This is a genomic window from Pseudomonas putida, from assembly GCF_026625125.1.
Classification (GTDB): Bacteria; Pseudomonadota; Gammaproteobacteria; order Pseudomonadales; family Pseudomonadaceae; genus Aquipseudomonas; species Aquipseudomonas putida_X.
This window is the reverse complement of sequence record NZ_CP113097.1, coordinates 2,104,689-2,114,383: the sequence shown is the minus strand read 5'-3', so window position 1 is coordinate 2,114,383 and position 9,695 is coordinate 2,104,689. Positions and strand designations below refer to the sequence as shown.

The 9,695-nt window shown below is 63.5% G+C and carries 5 protein-coding genes; 3 read left to right on the top strand and 2 right to left on the bottom strand.

Features of this window, described 5'->3' with window-relative positions:
* Positions 1–7 precede the first annotated feature (7 nt).
* The 3 genes from OSW16_RS09630 to OSW16_RS09620 all read left to right on the top strand — a co-directional run bounded on the left by OSW16_RS09630 (position 8) and on the right by OSW16_RS09620 (position 4,081).
* Complete coding sequence (locus OSW16_RS09630) at positions 8–292, top strand: DUF2934 domain-containing protein (RefSeq protein ID WP_241803298.1); 285 nt, start codon at positions 8–10, stop codon at positions 290–292.
* A gap of 144 nt (positions 293–436) precedes the next feature.
* Positions 437–2,590: a glycogen debranching protein GlgX gene (gene glgX / locus OSW16_RS09625; RefSeq protein WP_267822588.1), complete on the top strand. Its 2,154-nt coding sequence runs from the start codon at positions 437–439 to the stop codon at positions 2,588–2,590.
* 414 nt (positions 2,591–3,004) lie between these two features.
* Complete coding sequence (locus tag OSW16_RS09620) at positions 3,005–4,081, top strand: autotransporter outer membrane beta-barrel domain-containing protein (RefSeq protein WP_267822585.1); 1,077 nt, start codon at positions 3,005–3,007, stop codon at positions 4,079–4,081.
* 55 nt (positions 4,082–4,136) lie between these two features.
* Here the strand turns inward: OSW16_RS09620 and glgB are convergent, their stop codons facing one another.
* The gene (glgB, locus tag OSW16_RS09615; RefSeq protein WP_267822583.1) at positions 4,137–6,347 is read right to left on the bottom strand and encodes a 1,4-alpha-glucan branching protein GlgB; all 2,211 of its coding nucleotides are present in this window, start codon (positions 6,345–6,347) and stop codon (positions 4,137–4,139) included.
* The gene (treS, locus tag OSW16_RS09610; RefSeq protein WP_267822581.1) at positions 6,348–9,665 is read right to left on the bottom strand and encodes a maltose alpha-D-glucosyltransferase; all 3,318 of its coding nucleotides are present in this window, start codon (positions 9,663–9,665) and stop codon (positions 6,348–6,350) included.
* Between the last annotated feature and the right edge of the window lie 30 nt (positions 9,666–9,695).

The window sequence follows — 9,695 nt, the reverse complement described above, 5'->3', positions numbered from 1 at the left end:
GAGCGTCATGATGAGTGTCGATGAAAAACGTATTCGCGAATTTGCCTACCAGATCTGGGAGTCTGAGGGTAAGCCTGTAGGCGAGGAACAACGCCACTGGGACATGGCCCGCAAGCTGGCCGAAGCCGAGGCGTTGGCGCCCAAGGCTGCGCCGCGCAAGAAGGCTGCCGCCAAGCCCAAGGTTGCAGCGCAGCCCAAAGCGCCTGCCGAACCCAAGGCAGCTGCACTGCCCGGGGTGAAACCGGCCGCTGCGAAAAAACCCAAGACAGCGAAGAAGCCGGCTGCTGGCTAAGCCAGCCCCCGGCCCTATCGCCGGCAAGCCGGCTCCCACAGAATTCTGCAACACCCTGGGATTGCTGCGGGCGCCGGCAAGCCGGCGATAGGGCCGCACCTCAAGCACCATCCGCCCCTCCCCTACGGCTATTCGAGAACTGCCATGAGCCCCCGTATTCCCAAGAAAACCCGTTCCATAGCACCGTCCCGCCTGCGCGAAGGCATGCCGTTCCCGCTCGGCGCCACCTGGGATGGGCTGGGCGTCAACTTCGCCCTGTTCTCAGCCAACGCCACCAAGGTCGAGCTGTGCCTGTTCGATTCCACGGGGGAGCAGGAGCTCGAGCGCATCGAGCTGCCGGAGTACACCGATGAGATCTACCACGGCTACCTGCCTGACGCCCACCCTGGGCTGGTGTACGGCTACCGAGTCTATGGCCCCTACGAGCCGGAGAACGGCCACCGTTTCAACCCCAATAAACTGCTGATCGACCCGTACGCCAAGCAACTGGTCGGCAGCCTGAAATGGTCCGAGGCGCTGTTCGGCTACACCATCGGCCACCCCGACGGTGACCTGTCGTTCGACGAGCGCGACAGCGCGCCCTTCGTGCCCAAATGCAAAGTCATCGACCCGGCCTTCACCTGGGGCCGCGATGAGCGCGTACAAATTCCCTGGGAGCGCACCATCATCTACGAAGCGCATGCCCGCGGTATCAGCATGCGCCACCCGGCCGTGCCGGAAAAACTGCGCGGCACCTTCGCCGGCCTTGCCAATGACGAGTTGCTCAAGCACATCAAGGACCTAGGCGTTTCAAGCATCGAGCTGTTGCCGATCCACGCCTTCGTCAATGACCAGCATCTGCTGGACAAAGGCCTGAACAACTACTGGGGCTACAACAGCATCGCCTTCTTCGCACCGCACCCGCGCTACTTGGCCAGTGGCAAGATCGCCGAGTTCAAGGAAATGGTCGCGCACCTGCACGACGCCGGCCTCGAAGTGATCCTCGATGTGGTCTACAACCACACCGCCGAGGGCAACGAGCGCGGCCCGACCCTGTCCATGCGCGGCATCGACAACGCCTCGTACTACCGGCTGATGCCCGATGACAAACGCTACTACATCAACGATTCGGGCACCGGCAACACCCTGGACCTCAGCCACCCCTGCGTGCTGCAACTGGTGACCGACTCGCTGCGCTACTGGGCTGGCGAAATGCACGTGGACGGTTTCCGCTTTGACCTGGCCACCATCCTGGGCCGCTACCACGACGGCTACAGCGAACGCCACGGCTTCCTCGTCGCCTGCCGCCAGGACCCGATGCTCAGCCAGGTGAAGCTGATCGCCGAGCCATGGGACTGTGGCCCAGGGGGCTATCAGGTGGGCAACTTCGCACCGGGCTGGGCGGAGTGGAACGACCGCTTCCGTGACACCGTACGCGCCTTCTGGAAAGGCGACGAAGGCCAACTGGCCGACTTTGCTTCGCGCATGACCGCCTCTGGCGACATGTTCAACAATCGCGGCCGGCGCCCTTATGCCTCGGTCAACTTCATCACCGCCCACGACGGTTTCACCCTGCGCGACCTGGTGTCGTACAACGGCAAGCACAACGAAGACAACGACGAGAACAACCAGGACGGCACCGACAACAACCTGTCATGGAACTGCGGCGCGGAAGGCCCCACCGACGACCCTGAAATCAATGCCCTGCGCATGCGCCAGATGCGCAACTTCTTCGCCACCCTCCTGCTGGCCCAGGGCACCCCGATGATCGTCGCTGGCGACGAGTTCAGCCGCACCCAGCACGGCAACAACAATGCCTACTGCCAGGACAGCGAGATCGGCTGGGTCAACTGGGACCTGGACGAAGAAGGCAAAAGCCTGCTGGCTTTCGTCAAACGCCTGACTCGCCTGCGCCTGGCCTATCCGGTGCTGCGCCGCTCACGTTTTCTGGTCGGCGACTACAACGAGGCGATCGGGGTCAAGGACGTGACCTGGCTGGCGCCTGACGGCAACGAGATGACCGTGGAGCAGTGGGAAGACCCCCATGGCCGCTGCCTGGGCATGCTGATCGACGGCCGTGCCCAGGTCAGTGGCATCGCCCGCCCGGGTTCGGAGGCCACGGTACTGCTGATCGTCAACAGTCACCACGATGTGGTGCCTTTCTTGCTGCCGACGGTACCGGACGGTGACTACTGGAGCTGCCTGGTGGACACCGACCGGCCGGACTTGCGCAAGGGCCAGCATTTGCCGTTCGAGAGCACGTTCCAGGTCCAGGGGCGCTCGATGCTGCTGATGGTGCTGCAGCGCGAGGAGGACTGACCCGGCGTTGGCTAACCGGCCCTGAACCGAACGGATCTCAGGGCCGGCTGTGCCACCTTGGACGCACTGCCCAGACCGGGCGTAACAGCGGCGTTTGCAATGATTCGGCATAGCCAGGGTGGATGAAATAGCTAACGCCGCTATGCCATTGATGTTTTCGCTAGAAATCATGACGTTAACGCCGCGCACCCGCCCTTCCCGCCCTTTTAACACTTTCTTGACGCAACCCCTTACCTCTCCTTAGCTAGAGATTATCTAGTCGTAAAAAAATTGCGCCGGGCCGTGAGCTCGCGCCTTCGTGCGTGCTTGAGAAAGCTGGCGTACTGGTTTGGGTCGCCCTGTGTTTTGCCGTACAGCTCGTGACAACAGGCCAGGTCCTTGGGCTGTACAACAAAAAAACACAGGAGATCCGCCATGAAATACACCTCGAACCCGTTGCGCTTCGACCGTATTTTCTACGCGGTTTCCACGTCGATGCTTCTGGCAACCCCGGTGGAAACCTTCGCCTTCGAAGTGCTGGACGATCCCGGTTCACCTTCGTTCCTGCAGCAGCCGGCACTGGCGCAACTGTCGCTGGACCCGGTCAGCGCCAGCGGCCTGAGCCTGGGCACGCTGACGGCCTTCAGCAACAAGATGGCTGAACGCCATGGCGCGCTGGCGCCCGACCTGATTGCCAGCCAATGGGCGCAGTTCTTCCCGGGCACTGCCCGCCCGGGCGCCCAGGCCCCGGAACAGCTGGAAGCACCCAGCCAGCAACTGACCATTGGCCCGGACCTGTTCGTGCGTGAAACCAGCGGCGGCAACGTGCACCGCGCGGGGATATTCGTGGGGCACAACAACCTGCAGAGCAGCATGAAGGGCAGCCGGGTACTGCTCGGTGACAAGCAGCGCAACGCCGTCAACCTCAGCGGCGAAAGCCTGGGGGTGTACTGGAGCATGACTCATGACCAGGGCTGGCACGTGGACGCTGTCGCCATGGGCTCGCGCATCGATGTGCTGGGCCGGGGCGAAACTGGGCAGCGGGTAAACGACAGCGGCCATGCGATGACCTTTTCCGTGGAGGGTGGTTACCCGATCCGCCTCGGTGGCAGTTGGGTGATCGAGCCACAGGCACAGTTGATCAACCAGCAGTTCTTCCCGGGCAACCAGGTGCAGGAAGAGACGCTGCAGGCGTTCGATAGCCAACCCACCTGGAGTGGCCGCGTCGGTGCCAAGTTGTCCGGGCGCTACGAAGTGCGGGGCATGCCGGTCGAGCCCTATGTGCGCACCAACGTCTGGTATGACTTCAGCAATGCCGACGAGGTCAAGCTGGACCAGGTCGACAAGATATCCGGCTCGCGCTATTCGACGACCGTGGAACTGGGGTTGGGCCTGGTGGCGCGCGTGACGCCTTCCATGGCGCTGTTCGTCAGTGCCGATTACAGCAGTGATGTGGATGACAATGATCTGAATGGTTTGATCGGCAGCCTGGGGGTCAGGATGCGCTGGTGATCAGTGTGGCCTTTTCGCGGGGCAAGCCCGCGAAAAGGCCGACTCTAGCCCGCTATCAAACAGGCTTGAGCACCAGTACCCCCAGCGGCGGCAGGTTCAGTGCCAGCGACAGCGGTTGCCCGTGGCTGGCGACCTCGTCACTCTCCACCGCGCCCAAGTTGCCCACATTCGACCCGGCATACAACTCGGCATCGCTGTTGAGCAGCTCCTGCCAACGCTCCCCGAACGGCACCCCAATCCGATACCCCTCGCGCGGTACCGGGGTGAAGTTGGCCACCACCAGCAGCGGCTCGCCATTGCTGCTCCAGCGCAGCCAGGCATACACACAATTTTGCGCGTCATCACCGATGAGCCACTGGAACCCCTGCGGCTGGCAATCCTGCTCGTGCAATGCCGGCAGTTCACGGTACAGCCGGTTCAGGTCACCCACCAGGCGTTGCACGCCCTGGTGCTCTGGGTACTGCAGCAGGTACCAGTCCAACTGGTGGTCATGGTTCCACTCGCGCCATTGGCCGAACTCACAGCCCATGAACAACAGCTTCTTGCCCGGGTGAGTCCACATGAAGGCCAGGTAGGCGCGCAGGTTGGCGAACTTCTGCCAACGATCGCCGGGCATCTTGTCGATCAGCGAATGCTTGCCGTGCACCACTTCGTCGTGGGAGATCGGCAGGATGAAATGCTCGGAATAGGCGTAGATCAGGCCGAAGCTCATCTCATTGTGGTGATAGCTGCGGTGCACCGGGTCGTTCTGGATGTAGTGCAGGGTGTCGTGCATCCAGCCCATGTTCCACTTGTAGGCGAAGCCCAGGCCACCTTGCTGGGTGGGCTGGCTGACACCCGGCCAGGCGGTGGACTCCTCGGCGATGATCAGCGCGCCCGGGGCCTCATGGGCGGCTACACCGTTGAGGTGGCGGATGAAGTCGATGGCCTCCAGGTTCTCGCGCCCGCCATGGCGGTTGGGCACCCATTCGCCAGCCTTGCGCGAATAGTCGCGGTACAGCATCGAGGCTACCGCATCGACCCGCAGGCCATCGATGTGGAAGTGCTTGAGCCAGTGCAGTGCCGAAGCCAGCATGAAACCGCGCACTTCATTGCGGCCCAGGTTGTAGATCAAGGTGTTCCAGTCCTGGTGGAAGCCCTCCAGAGGGTTGTCGTACTCGTAAAGGGCCGTGCCGTCGAAGCGCGCCAGGCCATGCTCGTCCGTGGGGAAATGCGCCGGCACCCAGTCGAGGATCACACCGATGCCACCTTGGTGGCAGGCGTCGATGAATGCCGCAAAATCTTCTGGCGTGCCGTAGCGCGAAGTCGGTGCGAACATCGACAAGGGCTGGTAGCCCCAGGAGCCACCGAACGGGTGCTCCATGATGGGCAGCAGCTCGATGTGGGTGAAGTTGAGCTTCTGCACGTAGGGCACAAGGCGCTCGGCCAGTTCGCGCCAATTGTAGAAGCGCGACACCTCACCCAGGTCGTCGAGCTCGCACTGCCAGGAGCCTGGGTGCAGTTCGTAGATCGACAGCGGGGCACTGTAGGCATGGCGCTGGGCGCGGTGCTCCATCCACTCGTGGTCTTGCCAGTCATGGCTGAGTTCGCCGGCCACCTTCGAGGCAGTGCTGGGCGGCAGCTCAGTGGCGCGGGCAAGCGGGTCGGCCTTCAGCGGCAGCACGCCCTCCTTGCCCAGCACCTCGAATTTGTAGGTTTCGCCGACGCCCAGGCGCGGCACGAACAGCTCCCACACCCCGGCGCCGTGCCGCAGGCGCATCGGGTGGCGACGGCCGTCCCAATTGTTGAAATCGCCCACCACCGACACGCGCCGGGCGTTGGGCGCCCAGACCGAAAAGCACACGCCAGCGACGCCGTCGACCTGCGTCGGCTGGGCGCCAAAGCGCCCCGACAGGTCGCGGTGGTTGCCCTCGGCGAACAGGTGCAGGTCCATGTCTCCCAGCTGCGGGCCAAAGCTGTACGGGTCTTCGGTCACCTGCTCGCCACCGGCCCAGCCGATCTGCAGCAGGTAGGGCTGTGCATCATCCAGGTGCGCGGTGAACAGCCCGGGCAGGCTGCCCTGCTGCATTTCGCCCAGCACTCGCCCGTCATCACGGCTCAACACCCGGGCGCTCAGCGCAGTTGGCAGATAGGCGCGGACCCACAGCCCGCCCGCGCCATCGCCATGGGGGCCAAGTACTGCAAAAGGATCGGCGTGCTCGGCGCGGGCAAGGGCATCGAGCTCCCGCTGCCGAAGGCCACCGTTATCACGCGTGGTTGCATTCATCTATGACTCTCCCCAGGTACTGATCAATCCATGCAAGCCATGCAAAGGCACGGCCAGCCAACTTGGCCGGTTCTCGGCTTCATAAGTAATCTCGTAGGCGGCCTTTTCCAGGCAGAACAGTTCCAGTGCGGCGCGCTCGCCCTCGGCGTGCTGCCAGGCGTGAGGCATGGCGGCGGTGGCCAGGCCGTAGGCTTCGACGAAGGCGTGGCGCGACTGGTGCAGGTACTGCCGGGCGACCCGCTGACGAGCCTGCCGTGCTGCCTCGGACACGTCTACCGCCGAGGCGCTGCGCAGGATCATCGCAGCAGCATAGTCGAAGGATCGCAAAACGCCGCTGACATCCTTGTAAGGGCTGTGTTTGGCCCGGCGCTCGTCCAACGGGCGCGACGGCTCACCTTCGAAATCGATGAGGTAGGCATCCCCTTGCACCACCAGTACCTGGCCCAGGTGCAGGTCCCCGTGAACACGCATCAGCAGGCCGCCTTCGGCCTGCCTTGCCAAGGTAGCGATGTGCTGGGCAAGGCCTTCACGGCGCTGTTGCAGGTCGTCGACCAACGCCTGGCTATCGCCGTCCAGGCTGTCGCGGTGCTGAGCCAGCAAGTCCAGGGCATGGCACAGCTCGCGGCTGATCTGTTGGGCCCAGCGCTCGCTGTCTTCGCCATCGCTGCTGCGCGGCCGGAAGGCGGGGTCATCGCTCGGGGCGGCCAGCAGCAGGTGCATCTCGCCCAGGCGCTGGCCAAGCAAGGCAGCAAAACCGTTGAGCTCGGCCAGTGCGTCGGTATGCGCGTCGCCCTCTTTACTGGACGGTTCCATCTCGTCGCGGATGGCCCGCTCCAGGGTGTTCTGGGTCCAGGCCCAGGCGTCGCCCTGGTTGCTCAGGTAACCCTGGGCGATCATCAGCAGGTGCGGTGCCTGGCGCTCGTCCACGCGGCTGACCCAGGCCAGCAGCGGCGAGATATTGGTGAACCCGGCGGCGGTGAGGTAAGCGCTCATTTCCAGCTCCGGGTGAACCCCCGGATTGACCCGGCGGATCAGCTTGAGCACCACACGGTCGCCCACCACCACAGAGCTGTTGGACTGCTCGGCGCTCAGGTAGCGCACCGCGCTGTCTTCATCGAGGCCCAGGCCGGCCAACGCTTCGGTACAGTGGAAGCCCAACTCGCCCTGGCCATTGCCACAGGGCAGGCGCAGGCCGTCCTGGCAGGCGCGCAGCACCGCACGGATGAAGGGCTCGAGCACGAAGGCATCGGTGATCAGGCCCACCTGACGGCCACGGCGTACCCGCGACAGCGCCAGTTGCTGGGGCAACGCGCTGTTGATCTGGTCTTCAGGCAGCAGCCCGAACGGCAACTGGTAACGGTTACGCTGGCCATCGCCCAACACTTCGATTTCGCTCAGCAGCACCGGCGTGGTGGCGGTGCCCAAACGCACGCCGTAACACAGGCGCACCTGATCGACAGGCCCTTCCTTGCCGGCAAACCAACGCCGTTTGGGCAGGTATTGCGGCAGGATCGCGTCTTGCAATGTGTCGCTCGAAGGCGCTTCGAGCAGCTCTTCCATACGTTTGCGCAGCACTAGCGTAGTCAATTCTGGCAACCCCTCGGTAGCTTGCACATGCCAGCTGGGCATGCGGTCGTGCGATGCCAGCAAGAACCAGTAGAAGGCATAAGGTGGCAACGTCAGCAGGAACGGCAGCTGGCCGATCGGCGGGAAGGCGCTGCCGCCGAGCATCTCTACAGGCACCTTGTCGGCGTACTGGGACAATTCAAGTTCTGCGGCCTGGGCCGCACGCGACACATTGGCAACACACAGAATGACTTCGCTGTTGCCCTCGGCATCGGTGTACTCGCGGATGTACGCCAGAATGCGGCGGTTGCTCGGGGTGAGCGTACGCAAGGTGCCGCGGCCGAAGGCTTTCTGCTGGTTGCGCACCGCCAGCAGGCGGCGGTTCCAGTTGAGCAGCGAATGCGGGTCGTGGGACTGTGCCTCGACGTTGACCGTCTGGTAGCCGTACAGCGGGTCCATGATCGGCGGCAGTACCAGGCGCTGCGGGTCGGCCTTGGAAAAACCGCCATTACGGTCCGGCGACCACTGCATGGGGGTACGCACACCATCGCGGTCGCCCAGGTAGATGTTGTCACCCATGCCCAGTTCGTCGCCGTAGTACAGGGTCGGCGTGCCGGGCATCGACAGCAGCAGGCTGGTAAGCAGTTCGATGCGCCGCCGGTCACGTTGCAGCAACGGCGCCAGGCGACGGCGGATACCCAGGTTGATGCGCGCGCGGCGGTCTTGCGCGTAGTAGTTCCACAGGTAGTCGCGCTCACGATCGGTGACCATCTCCAGGGTCAGCTCATCGTGGTTGCGCAGGAAGATCGCCCATTGGCAATTGGCCGGGATTTCTGGCGTCTGGCGCAGGATGTCGGTGATTGGGAAGCGGTCTTCCATGGCCAGGGCCATGTACATGCGCGGCATCAGTGGGAAGTGAAACGCCATGTGGCACTCGTCGCCGTCACCTTCGCCAAAGTACGGGCGCGTGTCCTCGGGCCACTGGTTGGCCTCGGCAAGCAGCATGCGGTCGGGGTAATTGGCATCGATTTCGGCACGAATCGCCTTGAGCACCTTGTGGGTCTCGGGCAGGTTCTCGTTGTTGGTGCCATCGCGCTCGATGAGGTAGGGAATCGCGTCCAGGCGCAGCCCGTCGACACCCAGGTCGAGCCAGAAGCGCATCACCCCGATCACCGCCTTGAGCACTTGCGGGTTGTCGAAATTCAGGTCCGGCTGGTGCGAGTAGAAGCGGTGCCAGAAGTACTGGCCGGCCACAGGGTCCCACGTCCAGTTGGACTTCTCGGTGTCGAGGAAGATGATCCGCGTACCGTCGTATTTCTGGTCGTCGTCCGACCACACGTAGAAGTCGCGGGCCTTGCTGCCACGCTTGGCATGGCGTGCGCGCTGGAACCACGGGTGCTGGTCGCTGGTGTGATTGATGACCAGCTCGGTAATCACCCGTAGCCCGCGCTTGTGCGCCTCGGCGATGAACCGCCTGGCATCGGCCATGCTGCCGTAGTCGGGGTGCACGGCTTTGTATTCAGCGATGTCATAGCCGTCGTCGCGCCGTGGCGAGGGGTAGAACGGCAACAACCAGAGCGTATTGACGCCCAGTTCGGCGATGTAATCGAGCTTGCTGATCAGGCCGGCGAAGTCACCGATGCCGTCGTTGTTGGCATCGAAGAACGACTTGATATGCAACTGGTAGATCACGGCGTCCTTGTACCACAACGGGTCGTCGAGGAAGGCTGCCGGGCGGGAACGCTTGGCCATGTGCGACTCCTTTCAATTGCAGGTTCAGCG